Origin of the sequence: Lysinibacillus sp. IITD104, from assembly GCF_036698265.2 — a bacterium.
In the GTDB taxonomy this organism is placed as follows: Bacteria; Bacillota; Bacilli; order Bacillales_A; family Planococcaceae; genus Lysinibacillus; species Lysinibacillus boronitolerans.
Genome location: NZ_JBAHYH020000001.1, coordinates 3,944,967 through 3,962,361 on the forward strand (window position 1 = coordinate 3,944,967; position 17,395 = coordinate 3,962,361).

12 protein-coding genes are annotated in these 17,395 nt (G+C 38.9%); 2 read left to right on the forward strand and 10 right to left on the reverse strand.

What is annotated here, in order from left to right:
- Nucleotides 1-429 precede the first annotated feature (429 nt).
- Nucleotides 430-789 carry a response regulator gene (locus tag V1L66_RS19875; RefSeq protein WP_016995617.1) on the reverse strand — a complete coding sequence of 120 codons (360 nt, stop codon included), beginning with the start codon at nt 787-789 and terminating at the stop codon, nt 430-432.
- Between the two features lie 153 nt (nt 790-942).
- Between V1L66_RS19875 and V1L66_RS19880 the strand changes: the two genes are divergently transcribed.
- The gene (locus V1L66_RS19880; protein WP_036078238.1) at nt 943-1,473 is read left to right on the forward strand and encodes a DUF2529 family protein; all 531 of its coding nucleotides are present in this window, start codon (nt 943-945) and stop codon (nt 1,471-1,473) included.
- A 50-nt stretch (nt 1,474-1,523) separates the two neighbouring features.
- Here V1L66_RS19880 and V1L66_RS19885 read toward each other — a convergent pair whose 3' ends face one another.
- From V1L66_RS19885 to V1L66_RS19925, 9 genes are all read right to left on the reverse strand, one after another.
- Nucleotides 1,524-3,116 (reverse strand): CTP synthase, encoded by a 1,593-nt coding sequence (locus V1L66_RS19885; protein ID WP_333006899.1) that lies wholly within the window; start codon nt 3,114-3,116, stop codon nt 1,524-1,526.
- Between the two features lie 444 nt (nt 3,117-3,560).
- The gene (rpoE, locus tag V1L66_RS19890) at nt 3,561-4,103 is read right to left on the reverse strand and encodes a DNA-directed RNA polymerase subunit delta (RefSeq protein ID WP_088364077.1); all 543 of its coding nucleotides are present in this window, start codon (nt 4,101-4,103) and stop codon (nt 3,561-3,563) included.
- Nucleotides 4,104-4,553: 450 nt separating this feature from the next.
- Entirely contained in the window at nt 4,554-7,802 is a 3,249-nt protein-coding gene (gene icmF / locus V1L66_RS19895; protein WP_016993587.1) for a fused isobutyryl-CoA mutase/GTPase IcmF, read from the reverse strand.
- Nucleotides 7,803-7,894: 92 nt separating this feature from the next.
- Complete coding sequence (locus V1L66_RS19900) at nt 7,895-8,527, reverse strand: TetR/AcrR family transcriptional regulator (protein ID WP_016993588.1); 633 nt, start codon at nt 8,525-8,527, stop codon at nt 7,895-7,897.
- 3 nt (nt 8,528-8,530) lie between these two features.
- Nucleotides 8,531-9,667: an acyl-CoA dehydrogenase gene (locus V1L66_RS19905; protein ID WP_016993589.1), complete on the reverse strand. Its 1,137-nt coding sequence runs from the start codon at nt 9,665-9,667 to the stop codon at nt 8,531-8,533.
- A 166-nt stretch (nt 9,668-9,833) separates the two neighbouring features.
- A complete protein-coding gene (locus V1L66_RS19910; protein WP_333006896.1) occupies nt 9,834-10,970 on the reverse strand; it encodes an acyl-CoA dehydrogenase in 1,137 nt (378 codons plus the stop codon).
- A gap of 59 nt (nt 10,971-11,029) precedes the next feature.
- Entirely contained in the window at nt 11,030-11,881 is an 852-nt protein-coding gene (locus V1L66_RS19915) for a 3-hydroxybutyryl-CoA dehydrogenase (protein WP_333006894.1), read from the reverse strand.
- Nucleotides 11,881-13,086: an acetyl-CoA C-acetyltransferase gene (locus V1L66_RS19920; protein ID WP_016993591.1), complete on the reverse strand. Its 1,206-nt coding sequence runs from the start codon at nt 13,084-13,086 to the stop codon at nt 11,881-11,883. Before V1L66_RS19920 ends, V1L66_RS19915 begins: the two co-directional genes overlap by 1 nt.
- 196 nt (nt 13,087-13,282) lie before the next feature.
- Nucleotides 13,283-15,514 carry a heterodisulfide reductase-related iron-sulfur binding cluster gene (locus V1L66_RS19925; protein ID WP_016993592.1) on the reverse strand — a complete coding sequence of 744 codons (2,232 nt, stop codon included), beginning with the start codon at nt 15,512-15,514 and terminating at the stop codon, nt 13,283-13,285.
- A 261-nt stretch (nt 15,515-15,775) separates the two neighbouring features.
- Between V1L66_RS19925 and V1L66_RS19930 the strand changes: the two genes are divergently transcribed.
- Nucleotides 15,776-17,349, forward strand: a protein-coding gene (locus tag V1L66_RS19930; protein WP_128568306.1) for an IS3 family transposase whose coding sequence is annotated in 2 segments (ribosomal slippage) — nt 15,776-16,418 and nt 16,418-17,349 — 1,575 coding nt in all. Because the reading frame shifts where the segments join, the coding sequence is not laid out codon by codon here.
- The last annotated feature ends 46 nt before the right edge of the window (nt 17,350-17,395 follow it).

Sequence of the window (17,395 nt, forward strand, 5' to 3'; positions counted from 1 at the left end):
ATTATTTTCTACCCGAAAGCGAAGTGTAACGTAGCGGCAGGGTTGACGCAGTGTAGTGGAACGTAACGAAGTCTTAGACCCTGAAAAGCAGGGGCTATTATTTTCTACCCGAAAGCGAAGTGTAACGTAGCGGCAGGGTTGACGAAGTGTAGTGGAACGTAACGAAGTCTTAGCCCCTGAAAAGCAGGGGCTATTATTTTCTACCCGAAAGCGGAATGTAATGAAGCGGCAGGGTTGACGCAGTGTAGTGGAACGTAACGAAGTCCTAGCCCCTGAAAAGCAGGGGCTATTATTTTCTACCCGAAAGCGGAATGTAATGAAGCGGCAGGGTTGACGAAGTGAAGTGGAACGCAACGAAGTCCTCGCACCTGAAAAGCAGGGGCTATTAATCAACATAAAAAAACAGGCCGTGTGTCCACCGCCTGCTTTTTAAGCTTGTAAAGCTTTATTTACTTCATCACGCACTTCGAAAATATCAAATGGTTTTGTAAAGTAACGAATGGCTCCTAATTCTAACGCTTCTTGCACAACATCCAGCTCTCCGTATGCTGTCATCATAAAAACAGGCAGCTTCGGAAACTTCTCTTTTAAACGTCTCAAAATTTCAATACCATCCATTCCAGGAATTTTCATGTCCAGCAAAACACAATCCATCTCTTGTTCGTCTGCATACTTTAATGCCTCTGAACCATTAGCTGCTAAATATGTAATATACCCTTCCTTTTTCAGCACTTCATTTAAAAGTAAACGAATTCCCTGCTGATCATCGACAATTAGTAATCGTTTCACATCGCATTCCGCCCTTTTTAGTTTTATTCTTACACAAAAACTTTCTTTATTATGTATAATTCTCCTTTTTCAGCTTAATACCTTCTAGTATTATAAATTATCTGCTTTTGCTTTCTACCTTTTACCCCCTATAATATGAATAGAGGTGGGAACATGTCAAAAATACTAACAACACAATTAAGTGGATTATTACAAAGAATTACTCAAAATGAAGAAGATGCTATCGAAGAGACAGCAAGGTTATTAGCACAAGCCGCAATTGGCGAAGGAAATGTCTATTTTGCTTGCTTTGGAGAAATGCAGATTGTGGAATTAAATGCACTTCAAGCAGTTGAACCGTTTAGCAAGTTAGCACCATGGACTTCAGACACAAGCTTAACAGAAGCTGATCGTGTTTGCATTTTTACTCGTAGTGCAAATGATGAAGAAGCACTCGTCTTAGCTCAAAAATTAAATACACAATTTATTCCCTTTGCTGCTGTAGCTAGTGAAGCAGCTAGTGTAGAAAACCCTCTTGCAGATTTAGCCTATACGTATGTCTCTACACGCGTTAAAGGCGGTTTAATACCCAATGATCTAGGTCAACGTATTGTTATACCACATGCACTTGCAGGACTCTTTGTTTATGAAGCTGTCAAAATGGCTTATGATGAAATGCTTGGGTTAGATGAAGAAGAATTGTAGTGATCAATTTAAAAAGAGTTGTCTCGTTATACACGAGACAACTTTTTTGACTATTTAAATGTTGCGCCGATAAAGTCACGGAACAATGGTTGTGGACGATTTGGACGTGACACTAGCTCTGGGTGGAATTGACATGCTACAAAGAAATTGTTTTCTGGTAGCTCAATAATTTCAACCAATTTGCCATCAGGGCTTGTACCTGAGAAGACAAGGCCAGCTGCTTCCATTGCCTCACGATATTCATTGTTAAATTCATAACGGTGACGATGACGCTCATAAACAAGCTCTTTCCCATAAGCTTTGCTTGCTTTCGAACCATCTTTTAATTTACATGGATATAAGCCTAAACGTAAAGTACCACCGATATCCACAGTATCATTTTGATCTGGTAGGAAGTCGATAATTGGATACTCTGTATTTGCATCAAGCTCTGTAGAATGAGCACCTTTTAGACCAAGAACATTACGTGCAAATTCTACTGTTGCTAATTGCATACCTAAACAAATGCCTAGGAAAGGAACATTATTTTCACGTGCATATTGCGTCGCTAAAATTTTACCTTCAACACCACGATCACCAAAGCCGCCTGGTACTAAAATAGCGTCAGCACCTTTTAATAGCGTGGCAACATTGTCAGCATCAACGTGTTCTGCATTAATCCAGTCAATTTCAATATCAGAATTAAATGCATATCCTGCATGCTTTAATGCCTCAACTACAGAAATGTAAGCATCTTGTAGTTCTACGTATTTCCCTACTAATGCTATCTTTCTTTTATTTGGTAAGTTTTTCACTTTTTCTACAAGTTCACGCCATTCTTCCATGTCTGCCTCTGGTGCTTCAATGCCAAAATGATCTAAAACAATATCATCTATATCTTGCGCATGCAGGTTTAATGGTACTTCATATAAATGCTCAGCATCACGAGACTCAATAATTTCATGTGGTTGAACATCACAGAATAATGCTAATTTCTCTTTCATATCTTGTGGTACTTCTTGCTCTGTACGGACTACGATAATATTTGGCTGAATACCTAAAGAGCGTAATTCTTTAACAGAATGCTGTGTAGGTTTTGTTTTAAGTTCACCAGCTGCTTTAATATAAGGAATAAGCGTACAGTGTATATACATTACATTGTTATGCCCTAAATTTGTTTTCATTTGGCGAATGGCTTCTAGGAATGGTAATGATTCAATATCACCTACTGTTCCACCAACCTCTGTAATGACAACGTCTGCATTTGTTTCACGACCAGCACGTTGAATACGATCTTTGATTTCGTTTGTAATATGAGGAATTACTTGGACAGTTCCACCGTTATAATCTCCACGACGTTCTTTCTGTAATACAGATTGGTAAACACGACCTGAAGTTACTGTAGAATGTTTCCCTAGGTTAATATCAATAAAACGTTCATAGTGTCCTAAGTCTAAATCAGCCTCAGCACCATCATCTGTTACAAAAACCTCACCATGTTGATAAGGACTCATCGTACCTGGGTCAATATTGATATATGGGTCAAATTTTTGAATCGTAACTTCTAACCCACGATTTTTTAATAAACGGCCCAAAGATGCTGCAACAATCCCTTTTCCAAGTGATGATACAACCCCACCTGTTACAAAAATATACTTCGTCATGAATAAATTCCTCCTTATGATGTTCTAAAATATTAGTGCGTTTAGGGGGGATCAGAACCATTTACATTCTAATACCCTAAAAAAAGAAAAGCCGAGAATGTCTACAAAATGTAGTCGATTCGAAGCTGTAATCGGTTCTATCTCTTTTCCACTTTCCTTTAAACCATAAAACTCTAATAACTTTTCAGTCACCGTTTACTATACATCATGAATAATTAAAAACATTTATATTCATATCGGTATTAAAAGTATGGGAGAACTAAAATGATTAAAGTTAAAAACAAAAAAACGCTCCTCCTGCATAGGTTTGCAGGGGGAGCGTATTATATACACGGTCTTTCTCCTTCTTTTAAGGAGCCCAAGTAAAAGATTAAACGTAACCGCGATAGAAGTCAAGATTTTTTGCTTCTAGCTTAAAAGAAAGAAAATTCTAAGAGTACTGTATTAGATCTCTTCCTCTTCTTCTTCAAATTCTTCTTCCTCTTCATCAATAAACTCTTCATCGATTTCTTCATCAATTTCTTCTAGTTCTTCATCGTCAAAGTCGATATCTTCTTTATCGTCATCTTCTTCCTCAAGATCCTCTTCATCAATGAACTCTTCAAAGTCTTCATCAAAGTCGATATCTTCTTCATCTAAGTCTACATCTTCATCAAGATCTTCATCATCAAAGGCAGCTTTAGATTTTTTCTTTTGAGTTTTAACAGAAGGTGCTGTTTCTTCTTCGATTTGCTCTACTTTAAACCATTCACGTAAGCCCCAGCCTGCTTCTTGATTATATAAGAAGCGACCATCAATATTGATATCTGTATAAAATTGTAACAGACGGGATTTCATTTCTGCATCACTGTAGCCCACAAGCTCTTGAATTAATTTTAATAAATCATTAAAAGACACTGAGGCACGTTTTTCATTTAAAATTGCATAAGCTAAGTTAATTAACGATTCTTCTGTTAATTGTTCCTTTGTCATTTCACGAAAATTCAATTCGTGCACTTCCTTTCCCTCGTCACAATGGACGTTTTAAAATTACATGGTGCTTTATTCTCCAAGCGCAGCAAAAAAGGCCACGCAAAAGGTACTTTCCATACAATAAGCATAATACCCATTATATACAAAGTTTTAGCCCCTTTGCTAGCTTCAATTACTGTTTTTTATATTACGCATTTTTTTTATTCCAAGATAAAACAAATAGACAGATAATAGTAGTAAAGGAATAGCGCCAATTTGCTTATTATACAGGAAAAAGGCTCCCAATACTAAAGCTAATATAATTATGTAGTGAATAGCTGATTTCATCCTCTACTGCGCCTCCCCTTTTTTTACATTTCTATTATAACGAAAATAAAAAGAAGTGCCTAATCTTAAGACTAGACACTAGAAATTAGAGAAGCATGATGCTTGAAGTAGAATACAAGAAGTTTTGATCAACCTTGCTTACATATTACGACGATATTGTCCGCCAACTTCATATAAAGCTTTTGTAATTTGCCCTAAACTTGCTACTTTTACTGACTCCATCAGCTCAGCAAAAATGTTACCATTATTGACAGCCACTTCTTGTAGACGTGCAATCGCAGCTTCACTTTCCTCTTCATGTGCTTTCCAAAAGGCTTGTAAATTACGAATTTGCGTCTCTTTTTCTTCTGTCGATGCACGAGCAATTTCCATATTATCTATATCAGCATCTGAAGGTGGATTTGGGTTCAAGTAAGTATTAACACCAATGATTGGTAACTCTCCTGAATGTTTTAACATTTCGTAGTACATAGATTCTTCTTGAATTTTACCACGTTGGTATTGTGTTTCCATAGCTCCTAACACACCGCCACGATCATTGATACGATCAAACTCTTCAAGAACCGCTTCTTCCACAAGATCTGTTAATTCTTCAACAATAAACGCGCCTTGTAGTGGGTTTTCATTTTTTGCTAGACCATGCTCTTTTGTAATAATCATTTGAATTGCCATAGCACGTCTTACAGATTCCTCCGTAGGTGTAGTAATGGCCTCATCGTAGGCGTTTGTATGCAATGAATTACAGTTATCTTGTAATGCCATTAAAGCCTGTAATGTTGTACGAATATCATTGAAATCAATCTCTTGTGCGTGTAAACTACGCCCAGACGTTTGAATATGATACTTTAGCTTTTGAGCGCGCTCATTCGCACCGTATTTATCACGCATTACAATCGCCCAAATACGTCGTGCGACACGACCGATTACTGTATACTCTGGATCTAGTCCATTTGAGAAGAAGAATGATAAATTTGGTGCAAAGTCATTGATATTCATGCCACGACTTAAATAATACTCTACATACGTAAAGCCATTAGCTAAGGTGAAGGCTAATTGAGAAATAGGGTTTGCGCCAGCTTCCGCAATATGATAACCCGAAATGGAAACAGAATAATAGTTACGTACTTTATGGTCTATAAAGTATTGCTGAATATCGCCCATCATACGTAAAGCAAACTCTGTTGAGAAAATACATGTATTCTGTCCTTGATCTTCCTTTAGAATATCGGCTTGCACTGTTCCACGTACAACCTGCAATGTTTTTTCACGTGTCTCGGTAAACTCTTCAACTGTCAAAGTTCGTCCTAGCTCTTGCTCACGTAATTGAACTTGTTGATCGATTGCTGTATTCATAAACATTGCTAAAATAATAGGTGCTGGTCCATTAATAGTCATTGATACAGATGTAGACGGTGCACATAAATCAAACCCTGCGTAAAGCTTTTTCATATCTTCTAGTGTACAGATCGATACACCTGATTCTCCGACTTTACCGTAAATATCTGGTCGGTAATCTGGGTCCTCCCCATACAATGTCACGGAGTCAAAGGCTGTAGATAATCGTTTTGCATCATCATCCTTCGATAAATAGTGGAAGCGTTTATTTGTACGTTCTGGTGTTCCCTCGCCAGCAAATTGACGCTTCGGATCTTCACCCTCACGTTTGAATTGGAAAACACCTGCCGTATATGGGAATTCTCCAGGAACATTTTCTTTATAAACCCAACGCAAGATTTCACCATAGTCTTCAAACTTCGGTAATGCTACTTTTGGAATTTTCGTGCCAGAAAGACTAGTTGTTTTTAAGATGGTACGAATTTCTTTATCGCGAACTTTAGTCACAAACTCATCACCAGCATAAGCTTCTTTTAATGCCTGCCAATTATCCAATATACGCTTGGATTCTGCTGTTAATTCATCTCTAACACCTTCTGCTAAAGAAGTAAGCGATGCCACAAGCGCATCATCTGGCGCTTTTTCTTGAACTGCTGCAATAGCACCTTCTAATTGGAATAGTCGTCGAGCAAATCCCACCTGCTGCTCTGTTTTTTTATGATAGCCGCGGACAGTGTCCGTAATCTCACGTAAATAATAACGGCGATCGTTTGGAATGATAACATCTTGCTTTTGCGTTTTCGCAAATTGCTCATAGCTTGTTTCCCAATTAAAGCCTGTTTTTTCATTAATTATTTTAACGAGGGCGGCAAATAATGCATTTGTTCCTTTGTCATTAAATTGGCTAGCAATTGTACCGTAGACTGGCATGCTATCAAGTGATTCATCCCAAAGCTCACGTGAACGTTGATATTGTTTTTGTACTTGTCGAAGGGCATCCTCTGAGCCTTTTCGCTCAAATTTATTGATCGCAATAACATCTGCAAAGTCAATCATATCGATCTTCTCAAGTTGTGTAGGTGCACCAAATTCGCTTGTCATGACATACATGGATAGATCCGTGTATTTAGTAATTTCGGCATCACCTTGACCAATTCCACTTGTTTCTACGATGATTAAGTCATAACCTGCTACACGTACTACATCTAGCACATCACCAATTGATGCAGATAATTCAGTACGTGAGCCACGTGTTGCTAAACTACGCATATAAACGCGGTTATTAAAAATAGCATTCATACGAATACGATCCCCAAGCAATGCTCCACCCGTTTTTTGCTTTGTTGGATCAACGGATAGGATGGCTACACGTTTATCTGGGAATTCTTTTAGGAAGCGGCGAATCAATTCATCCGTTAAGGATGATTTCCCTGCACCACCTGTTCCCGTAATCCCCATTACAGGCGTACCCTTTGAAAGCTTTCTTGCCTCTGCTAGCATTTCTTTCGTAGCTTCATCGTCATTTGACTCAGCTGCTGTTATTAGATTGGCTAAAATCTCAGGCGTCTCTGTCGTTAAAGCCTTTAATTTCTCTAAATAATTACCTGTTGCAGTCGGAAAATCTGTTCCTTTAATTTGTTCATTAATCATTCCCTGTAGCCCTAAAACACGGCCATCCTCTGGTGAGAATATCCCTGCAATACCATACGTATGAAGCTCTTTAATTTCACGTGGTAAAATAACTCCTCCACCACCGCCATAAATTTTAATATGTGGTGCTCCTTTTTCACGCAGTAAATCATACATATATTTAAAGTATTCCATATGTCCGCCTTGATAAGAAGAAACAGCAATCCCTTGTGCATCTTCTTGTATCGCAGCATTCACGACTTCTTCAACAGAACGGTTATGACCTAAATGGATTACTTCTACACCGCTCGATTGTAAAATGCGTCGCATAATATTGACTGAAGCATCATGTCCATCAAAAAGACTCGATGCTGTCACAAAACGTACGTGATTTTTTGGACGATATACTTCTACCTTTGTCATATGAAATCCCCACTTTCTCCCCTTATTAAATAAAAAAAGCCAGCAATTGCAATATCGCTATATGCAATTGCTGACAAACCCCTTACAAAATATTAGAACCCCTTTATGCCTGAAATGAACAAGGTGATTTGCATGTCAATGAATTCGTCTATAGAATGCTGACGATGTAAAGCCCATTTGCGGAACGCCCAACTTTGTCCTGAAACAACTAAGTTATTGGCTGCTAAATGGATTTGCTTGTCTGTCATTGTTAGTTCGCCAGACTGCACGCATCGCTGTAATAAGCGTTCAAATGTGGCAACCATTTCAAATTCTTTACTAAAGACATAGCGTTGTGCTTCTTTTGACAATGATTTTGTTTCTTGATACATGATTGTTAGCTCATCAACCATACTATCGATTTGCAGGAAGTATTCCCGGATCATTTCTTTTAGCTCATCAATAGTTCCTGCTTTAATCTCATAACTTGAAAGACGCTCCATTGCATGGTGATAGATACTGTCACAAACAAGGTATAGAACATCTTCTTTCGTTCGAATATATTCATACAAAGTACCGATACTAAAGCCAGCAGCTTTTGCAATCTCTCTCGTCGTGGCACGGTGAAAGCCTTTTTCTTTAAATAACTTAATAGCTCCTTGAATCATTTGTTCACGACGAATGGCGATTAGATTTTCATCTTTTACGGTTGACTGGACTTGGGGCCTTTTATCTTTTTCAGTCATCAATTATTTCGTTAGCATACGCGAGATTACAAGACGTTGAATCTCCTGCGTACCTTCGTAAATTTGTGTAATTTTAGCATCACGCATAAAGCGCTCTACTGGGTAATCTTTTGTATAACCATAGCCACCAAATACTTGAACCGCCTCTGTCGTTACACTCATTGCTGTATCGCCAGCCATTAATTTCGCCATTGCAGATGCCTTACCATATGGTAGGTTATTAGATTCTAACCATGCCGCCTGGTATGTAAGAAGTCGAGAAGCCTCTATTTGAGTTGCCATATCTGCTAATTTGAAGGAAATACCTTGATTTGCAGTGATCGGTTTACCAAATTGCACACGTTCTTTGGCGTAGTCAACTGCTGCATCTAAAGCTCCTTGTGCAATTCCTACTGCTTGAGCCGCAATACCATTACGTCCACCATCCAGTGTCGTCATCGCAATCTTAAAGCCTTCCCCTTCAGCTCCTAATAGATTTTCCTTTGGAACACGACAGTTATCAAAAATAATCTCTGTTGTTGGAGATGAACGAATTCCTAATTTCTTTTCTTTCTTCCCTACAGAGAAACCTTCAAATCCAGCTTCCACGATAAATGCGGATGTGCCATGTTTTGCTTCTGGATCTGTTACTGCAAATACAATATATGTATCTGCTACTCCACCGTTCGTAATAAAGATTTTTGAGCCATTTAAAATATAATCATCGCCATCACGTTTTGCATAAGTTTTCATGCCGCCCGCATCAGAGCCAGAGCCAGGTTCTGTCAAACCATAGGCACCAATATGTTTACCTTCAGCCATTGGGCGAAGATATTTTTGTTTTTGTTCTTCTGTACCGAACTTGTAAAGAGGCCAACCTGCCAGTGAAGTATGTGCAGATAAAGTTACCCCAGTCGAAGCACAAACACGTGATAGTTCCTCAACAGCAATGACATATGCAAGGTAATCAAATCCTGCACCACCATATTCCTCAGGCCATGGAATACCAGTAAGCCCAAGCTCCGCCATTTTGTCGAAAATCGCACGGTCAAATTCTTCATTTTCGTCACGTTCAGCAGCTGTTGGCGCCACTTCATTTATAGCAAAATCACGAATCATTTCACGTAATTGTTCATGCTCTTCTGTTAACTGAAAGTTCATTGTCCATTTCCCCTTTTTAGTTAGACTCTGTTTTGTGTTACCTGATTATTGTTAGGTTGGATTGAGCGCTTCTCTCACTTTTTAGAGCAGATATACACCCTCTATGAGCGTGTCTCCCTCACTCTGGAATGATTCCACCACTTTGTACCATTCCTAATATCAGGCTTTATTTCAGTAAATGTTTACTAATGACTAGTCGTTGAATTTCACTTGTACCTTCATATATTTCTGTCACCTTTGCATCGCGGAAATAGCGCTCTACTGGATAATCTTCCGTATAGCCGTAGCCGCCAAATATTTGAACAGCTTCTATTGCCGTTTGTACCGCTGTTCGTGATGAGAAAAGTTTAGCCATTGAAGCTTCTGCTCCACATGGTAAACCTTTTGCACGTAAATCAGCTGCACGATAGACTAACAGTTTTGCAGATTCAACAGCCGTTGCCATATCCGCAAGCTTAAAGCCAACACCTTGTTGTGCGGCAATCGGCTTGCCAAATTGAATGCGTTCTTTAGCATAAGTAGTAGACGCCTCTAGTGCCGCCTCAGCAATTCCTAACGCCTGTGCCGCAATGCCGATTCGTCCAACATCTAAATTGGCCATCGCAATTTTAAAGCCTTCTCCCTCTTCCCCAAGTAGGTTGTCGGCTGGAATGCGACAATTATCGAATGTCAGCTGAACTGTACGTGAGCCGTGTAAGCCCATCTTATGCTCATCTTTTCCGATGATTAAACCAGGTGTTCCCTTTTCAACAATAAATGCCGAGATACCCTTTGTTTTTTCAGCTGAGTTAGTAGAGGCGAATACAATATACACATCAGCTTCTCCACCATTTGTAATAAATACTTTGGAGCCGTTAATCACATATTCATCACCATCACGCACTGCCTTTGACTGTAAAGAGCCAGCGTCTGAGCCTGCACTTGGTTCTGTTAAACAAAATGCGCCTAAATATTCGCCTGTTGCAAGCTTTGGTACATAACGTTTCTTTTGTTCGTCATTCCCAAAGTAAATAATTGGATTCGTTCCAACTGAAGTGTGGACGGATAAAATAACACCCATTACAGCGCTTACTTTTGATAGTTCATTAATCGCAATAATATAAGATGTAAAATCCATACCAGAGCCACCTAAGTGTTCTGGAGTCGTAATCCCCATTAAGCCAAGTTCACCCATTTGCTGTAGAAGCTCACGTGGAAATTCTCCCACTTCCATTCGCTCCACCCATGGTTGAATTTTTTCCTGAGCAAATTGACGAACCATATCGCGCATCATAATTTGCTCATCTGTAAATTGCAAATGCATCTATAATGTCACCCCTCTAAGTTGTCCCAAAACATCTAAATAACCCCATCCCCATAGGATTATTCGTAAACGTAAAAGCCTCTTCCTGATTTCTTACCTAGCCAGCCAGCCGCAACATATTTACGTAACAGTGGACAAGGGCGATATTTACTGTCTCCGAGACCCTCATGTAAAATTTCCATGATGTAAAGACAAGTATCTAAACCAATGAAGTCTGCCAATGTTAATGGCCCCATCGGATGATTCATACCAAGCTTCATCACATCATCAATTGCTTCTTTTGTCGCTACACCTTCGTAAAGTGCGTAAATCGCTTCATTAATCATTGGTAGTAGGATTCGGTTTGAAATAAACCCTGGGAAATCATTCACTTCTACAGGTGTTTTCGATAATTTAACCGTCATCTCTTCAACAGCTTTGTACACTTCATCTGTTGTTGCTAAGCCTCGAATGATTTCGACAAGTTTCATAACTGGTACAGGATTCATAAAATGCATACCAATTACTTGCTCTGGACGTTTTGTTACTGCTGCAATTTCCGTAATAGGCAGTGAAGATGTATTCGTAGCTAAAATAGCATGTGCTGGCGCAATGCCATCAAGTTGCTTAAAGATAGACTGCTTAATTTCCATATTTTCTACAGCTGCTTCAATGATAATATCTACATCACTAGCATCCTGTAAATCTAGTGACATACTAATTCGACCTAGAACAGCAGCCTTCTCATCTTCTGTTTTACGACCTTTTTCTACATCACGTGATAAATTTTTCGTAATAACCCCTAATCCACGCTCGAAAAATTCTTGTTTGATATCGTTCAATTTCACATCAAAGCCTGCTTGTGCACAAACTTGGGCAATGCCAGAGCCCATTTGCCCCGCACCAATGACCATTACCTTTTGAATTCCCATTAGTTCAGTCCCCCTGTTTTTGGTACTTCAATCATAATTGCATCACCTTGACCGCCGCCTGAACAGATTGCAGCAATGCCGATGCCACCGCCACGACGCTTCAATTCCTGTGCAAGTGTTAATATTATACGTGCACCAGATGCCCCAATAGGATGACCTAAAGCAACTGCACCACCATTAACATTCACTTTTTCCGCATCTAAATCTGCCAACTGCTTGCTAACTAAAGCAACCGCCGCAAAGGCTTCATTGATTTCAATTAAATCAATATCTGCTAATGATTTATTGGTCTTTTTCAGTAATTTATTAATAACAAGACCTGGTGTTTGTGGGAAGTTTTCAGGCTCAAGCGCAAGCTCTTCATGACCAATAATTACTGCCAATGGTTCTCTACCTTCACGTTTTGCACGTTCCTCACTCATGACGACAAGTGCACATGCACCGTCGTTAACCCCAGGTGCATTACCTGCTGTAATCGTGCCATCCTTGTCAAAGGCTGGTTTTAACTTCGCCAGTATTTCCAAAGACGTTCCTGCTCTTGGCGCCTCGTCTATATCAACAATAAGTGGTTCACCTTTTCGTTGAGGAATCTCTACTGGTACGATTTCTTCAGCAAAATAACCTTTTTCAATTGCCGCTAGCGCGCGTTCATGACTGCGTACTGACCAAGTATCCTGTTCTTCTCGACTTAGCGAGAATTCTTTAGCTGTTGCATTACCATAGCTACCCATATGCGGTCTTGCTTTATCGAAAGCACATGTTAAGCCGTCATATAGCATGCCATCTACCATTGTAGAATCTCCCATACGCAAACCGTTTCGACCATTCAGAAGATAATATGGTGCATTGGACATAGATTCCATGCCACCCGCAATAATCACTTCTTCGTCCCCTAAACGAATCAATTGATCTGCTAATGTCACCGCACGCATCCCTGAAGCACAAACTTTATTGATTGTTTCTGTTTTTACTGCTGTTGGTAAATTGGCCTTCAGTGCAGCCTGTCGAGAAGGAATTTGACCCTGTCCCCCTTGTAAAACAGAACCTAAAATTACCTCATCCACTTCTTCAGGTGCAAGATTTGCTTTCTCTAATGCCCCTTTGATTGCAATCGCACCTAAATCACTTGCATGTAATGCTGATAATGAACCTCCAAATTTACCAAATGCAGTTCTAGCTCCTGCTAAAATTACAGCTCTATTCAAGTAAAACACCCCTTTTGTTTTACGTTCTCGATGAAGCTGCAAAGCATCATTGACTGAACGCTCGCTCGACTTCTATCGAGGAAAAATGGGAGTTTATTATCTCAACTCCCATTCCCATTTAATCTTATTCTACAAAACAATTTTTTATTGTGCAATTTATATTTTTCAGATAACTAAAATATTTCTGCAATAGCAATCATTTTTCTGCGTTTGCTTCCGTATTCTCGTCTTGTTGAGCATTTTCTATAGATGCTACCACTTCTTCGTATGTTTCTTCTGTTTCTTCTGAAGAAGGATTAACTACCTTTACTTTTTCACCGAACACGGAACGCTCTAGTAATTCTGCAACATCAAATGTTCCAATAGAGTCTTCAACCTCTTTAGCCTTTGTACCATCCTCTAGCATTGTTAGGCAGTAAGGACAGCCCGATGAAATAACTGATGCATTTGTTGCAAGAGCCTGCTCAGTTCGCGCTACGTTAATGCGATTTCCTACATGCTCTTCCATCCACATTAAGCCACCACCAGCACCACAGCACATCGCTGTTTCGCGATTACGTTCCATTTCAACAAGCTTCACGCCAGGGATACCTCGAAGAATTTCACGTGGGGCATCGTACACATCATTGTAGCGGCCTAAATAACAGGAATCATGGAAAACAATCGTTTCATGAACCTCATAGTTTAGCGCTAGACGATTTTCCTCAATTAGCTGATTTAATAACTCAGTATGATGATACACTTCGCCTTTCCAGCCAAAGTCTTGATATTCATTTTTAAAGATATTGTAAGCATGAGGATCGATTGTTACAATTTTCTTCACGTCATTTTTCTCAAACTCATCAATATTCGCTGTAGCCAGCTCTTGGAATAAGAATTCATTCCCTAAACGGCGAGGTGTATCCCCAGAGTTTTTCTCTTTATTACCTAAGATTGCAAACTTCACACCAGCTTCGTTTAATAGGCGACAGAAAGCTAAAGCAATTTTTTGAGAGCGGTTATCGAAAGCTCCCATCGAACCAACCCAGAATAAATATTCCATTTCCTCACCAGATTTTTTTAGCTCTTTTACAGTTGGGATTTGGATTGTTGGATCTAGATCACGCCAATTTTCTTTTTCCTTACGGTTTAAGCCCCAAGGATTACCTTGTCGTTCGATATTCGTCATTGCACGTTGAGCATCAGGATTTACTTTTCCTTCAGTCATTGTTAGATAACGACGTAGATCAATGATTTTATCAACATGCTCATTCATTACTGGGCATTGATCTTCACAGTTACGACATGTCGTACAAGCCCAAATTTCCTCTTCTGTAATGACATCGCCAATTAAAGATGGACTGTAAATATCCTCAATTACAGCACCTTCAGCACCAGCTGCCATTGCAAGTTGATTACCCTTTGTATTGGCAAAGAATTGATAAGGCACCCATGGTTTTTGTTTTGTTACAACAGCGCCCGTAAATGTTAAATGATCACGCAATTTCACGATTAAATCCATAGGAGACAGCATTTTTCCTGTTCCTGTTGCTGGACACATGTTTGTACAACGTCCACATTCTACACAAGAGTATAGATCGAGCATTTGCTTTTGCGTGAAGTCCTGTATGCGTCCTACCCCAATAGAAGGCATATCCTCTTCGCTTTCAGCATTTTCTCCTGCTTCTTCTAAGGCCTCAAAATCAATTGGTGTTAATGTGCCCGTACGATCTAAACGATTCATGTAAACATTAAGTGGACTGACAATTAAGTGGAAATGTTTAGACTGCGGTACGTACACAAGGAACGTTAATAGAATTAAAAGGTGTGCCCACCACATTACATAAAACACGCCAGCGGCAACTGATGTAGGTAGGAAGCCAAAAATAGCAGCAATACTTGAAGCAACTGGCTCCGTATAAGTTAATCCCTCACCATGCCAAATTAATCCCATACCATTAGCGAATAATGTAGATACCATTAATCCCCCAATGAAAATTAATACAAGACCATTTTTCCATCCTCGTTTTAACCGCACCAGCTTTTCAACATAGCGGCGGTAAAATGCCCACACTACCGCGATTAAAATCATTAAAACTACAAGCTCTTGGAAGAATGTAAAGACACCATAGAAAATGCCTAATGGCAGATGTGATTCTGGTGCTAGTCCTTTCCAAATTAAATCAATGGCCCCTAACTGTACCATCAAAAATCCATAGAAAAACATAACGTGGATTAAACCACTCTTTGGATCCTTTAATAGCTTATTTTGACCAAATACATTGACCATAATATAACGAAGTCGTTCTTTAACACTTTCATCAAACTCAACCTTTTTCCCCAATTGCACATACTTATAGCGTGTTTTCAACAGGTAGAAGAACAATCCTACTGCATAAAGCACAACCACGACTGTTAAGACAATGTTAGCAATTAATAATGGACTCATGGTTGGTCCCCCCTTTAGTTTGTCGTAATTTTCTCTCTTTGTGACGAATTTGCTAGTTCATACAGAAATGTACTTCACTTTATCATTATATTCCTATTCTAATAAATGAGTGAGCATTCAGTCAACATAAAACGGAAATATTTCTGATAATTTTATATTCTTACATTTTACAAGAAAAAAAGCCACCCTGAATTTTGATATGCTCCCCATTAGGTAGACAGATTAAAAAATAAAATCTGTTTATCTAAGGGGAGTTTTTTCATGGCTCGAAGTAAGCATACAATTGAAGTGAAATTAAACGTTCTTCATTTATTAAATGAAGGCTATTATTCTATCAACGAATTATGTGAAAAATTCTTAGTAACTAAGCAAACTATTCAAATTTGGAAGATTAAATATGAAGTACACGGAGTAGAGGGACTTATCGAAGCAACCTCTTGGACGAAGTATTCCAAAGAATTAAAACTAGAAGCGGTAGAAGATTATCTTAAAGAAAGGTTAACTTTACTGGAGATTCTCGCTCAATATAAGATTAGCAGTATCTCTGTTTTAAAAAGCTGGGTGAAAAAGTATACTAGTCATAGTGAAATAAAAGATTCGGGTAAAGGAATGAGCCAAACTATGACTAAAGGAAGAAAGACAACGTTTGAGGAACGTATTCAAATTGTCAACTACTGTTTAAAGAGCCAGAAAAATTATCAATTAGCAGCACAAGCCTATGATGTTTCGTATCAACAGGTATACCATTGGGTGAAGAAATTTGAAGCGACTGGTGAAGAGGGATTACGTGATCATCGCGGTCGAACAAAAAATGAAGTTGAATTAACAGCCGAAGAAAAATTAAGGTTAGAAATCAAACGAATCGAGCGTGAAAATGAGCGCTTACGTGCTGAAAATCTATTTTTAAAAAAGTTAGAGGAAATCGAAAGGAGGAGTCACTAAGCCAAATTCGCTTACAACAACGCTATTTAGCAATTCAAGAATTACACCAAGAGGAGAAACTTGCGATTCTTTTATTATGTGAAATCGCGGGTGTTTCGCGCGCTGCTTACTATAAGTGGCTAAGTCGCAAGCCATCTAACAGAGAAGTTGAAAATGAAGCCATTTCAAAGGATATTGATCTCCTTTACCACCAAGTAGATGGCATTTACGGCTATCGTCGTATGACGTTGACAATCAATCGTCAACGAAAAGAAAATAATCAAGCGACGGTTAACGAAAAGCGTATTTATCGTTTAATGCAGGTGAGTGGATTGAAGTCCGTTATTAGGCGAAAGAGAAAGCCTTATCGTAAATCCCCAGCACATCATGTGGCGGAGAACGTATTAAATCGGGCATTTACCTCGGAAAAGCCAAATGAAAAATGGTGTACAGATGTCACAGAGTTTAAGTATGGAAACGGGAAAAAAGCTTATTTAAGTGCAATTATCGATTTATATGATGGTTCAATTGTAAGTTATGTGTTCGGTCATTCGAATAATAATTCCCTTGTTTTCAAAACAATAAAATCAGCTATTCAATCATTACAATCAGGCGAGCAGCCATTAATACATAGTGATCGAGGTTTTCAATATACATCGAAGGGATTTAAACGAATTGTGGAAACAGCCAATATGACACAAAGTATGTCCCGTGTTGGTCGATGTATTGATAACGGACCAATTGAATCATTTTGGGGCACATTGAAGTGTGAGAAGTATTATTTGCATAAGTTCGATTCATATGAAGAGTTAAAACTAGCGATTGATGATTATATTCATTTTTATAATTACTATCGTTATCAGAAACGATTAAACGGCTTGAGTCCTTTAGAATTCAGGGCTCAAGCCGCTTAATACATTTTTTATTATTTCCACTGTCTACTTGACAGGGAGCAGTTCA

Excerpts from the sequence above, each read along its gene's own strand:
- V1L66_RS19880 (WP_036078238.1), top strand. The coding sequence starts at position 943 with ATGTCAAAAATACTAACAACACAATTAAGTGGATTATTACAAAGAATT.
- V1L66_RS19885 (WP_333006899.1), bottom strand. The coding sequence starts at position 3,116 with ATGACGAAGTATATTTTTGTAACAGGTGGGGTTGTATCATCACTTGGA.
- icmF (WP_016993587.1), bottom strand. The coding sequence starts at position 7,802 with ATGACAAAGGTAGAAGTATATCGTCCAAAAAATCACGTACGTTTTGTG.
- V1L66_RS19900 (WP_016993588.1), bottom strand. The coding sequence starts at position 8,527 with ATGACTGAAAAAGATAAAAGGCCCCAAGTCCAGTCAACCGTAAAAGAT.
- V1L66_RS19905 (WP_016993589.1), bottom strand. The coding sequence starts at position 9,667 with ATGAACTTTCAGTTAACAGAAGAGCATGAACAATTACGTGAAATGATT.
- V1L66_RS19910 (WP_333006896.1), bottom strand. The coding sequence starts at position 10,970 with ATGCATTTGCAATTTACAGATGAGCAAATTATGATGCGCGATATGGTT.
- V1L66_RS19915 (WP_333006894.1), bottom strand. The coding sequence starts at position 11,881 with ATGGGAATTCAAAAGGTAATGGTCATTGGTGCGGGGCAAATGGGCTCT.
- V1L66_RS19925 (WP_016993592.1), bottom strand. The coding sequence starts at position 15,514 with ATGAGTCCATTATTAATTGCTAACATTGTCTTAACAGTCGTGGTTGTG.